This is a genomic window from Streptomyces sp. NPDC047981 (assembly GCF_040653315.1).
Taxonomy (GTDB): domain Bacteria; phylum Actinomycetota; class Actinomycetes; order Streptomycetales; family Streptomycetaceae; genus Streptomyces.
Genome location: NZ_JBEZNQ010000205.1, coordinates 1 through 1171, shown reverse-complemented (window position 1 = coordinate 1171; position 1171 = coordinate 1). Strand labels below are relative to the sequence as shown.

Annotated in this window: 1 protein-coding gene; it reads right to left on the bottom strand. The window is 68.2% G+C overall.

All coding sequences use genetic code 11. From position 1 onward, the window contains the following. Positions 1–983: hypothetical protein (locus AB0E14_RS39775; protein WP_362430486.1), on the bottom strand; the 983-nt coding region annotated here is incomplete at its 3' end. Between the last annotated feature and the right edge of the window lie 188 nt (positions 984–1171).

Sequence of the window (1171 nt, the reverse complement as noted above, 5' to 3'; positions counted from 1 at the left end):
AGATCCGTGTCGGCCTTGCGCTTACGCGGCCGTCCGGAGGGCCCCGGCACCGGATCGCCGCCGGCCGTATCCGGTGCGAACACATCCAGGTTCACCTCATCCACGATGCCCATGACCCGATCGAGTTCGCCGTCCACCCACGCGGCGGCGTCCACACCCCCAGCCACGTCCTGAGCGGTCGTGTTCCAGGCGGGATTCAGGACCCCCACGCCGGGCGGGCCGACGTCGTCCAGCGGCGCCCAGTCGATAGTGTCAAGCCCCACGAGCAGCCCCGGATCGGAGTCACCCGCCCCACTCCCGGGCAGCACCGCCGGCACCGCCGGCACCGCCGGCGCGGCCGGCGCGGCGGGTGTGGCGGGTGCGGCGGGTGTGGTGGGCACAGCGGGTGTGGTGGGTGTGGTGGGCACAGCGGGTGCGGTGGGCTGGTGGGGTGTGTTCTGGGTGACCGGGGTTCGGAGCGCCTGGTACCAGGTGTCATCAATTCCGGGATGGCGGTGGTGCAGGGCGTGGAACAGTTGCTGGAACACTGTCTGCTCCTGGCTGTCAGGGACCGGATACCCGTGAGCCAGCAGTGTGTACAGCGCCGTGTCGTGCAGGCGCTGCCGGGTGGTGGTCACCTCCAGATCGGCTGTCAGCACCGCCACAGCAAGGTCGAAGCGGCCGATCCAGCAGAACAACGCGCTGTCCCGGAGGCTGAGCCCCTCCGTCAGGACCGCCCGCAAAGCGTCAGCAACAGTCTCCGCAGTGATGGTGGTTGACCCCAGGTCCGCCCAGATCCCCTGCGCGAGAGCTGTCTCCTCCCCGCCCGAAACATCCCTTTCCAGCCGCAGCGCCAACTGCATCAGCCGAGCCTTCGCCAGGGGTTCACGGATATTGCTCAGGGTGGCAACCTGAGCCCAGTCCCCCGCCGCGGCAATACCAATCCACTGCAGTGACAAACCGGCACCGCCCGCATCCACCGACACGCGAACCTCCAGACCCATACGAAAGAACAATCCCCGACCGCGCCAGCACACCACCCCACCCCCCGGTCCACGAAACCACCCATCCACAGACCCAACAGACCAGAACCCGCCAAAACCCACCCCATCATGCGCCAACAGCCCACCAACCACACCCGACCGGGCACAACCCACCGACCACACCCACCAGCATCCACACCCCAACAGCC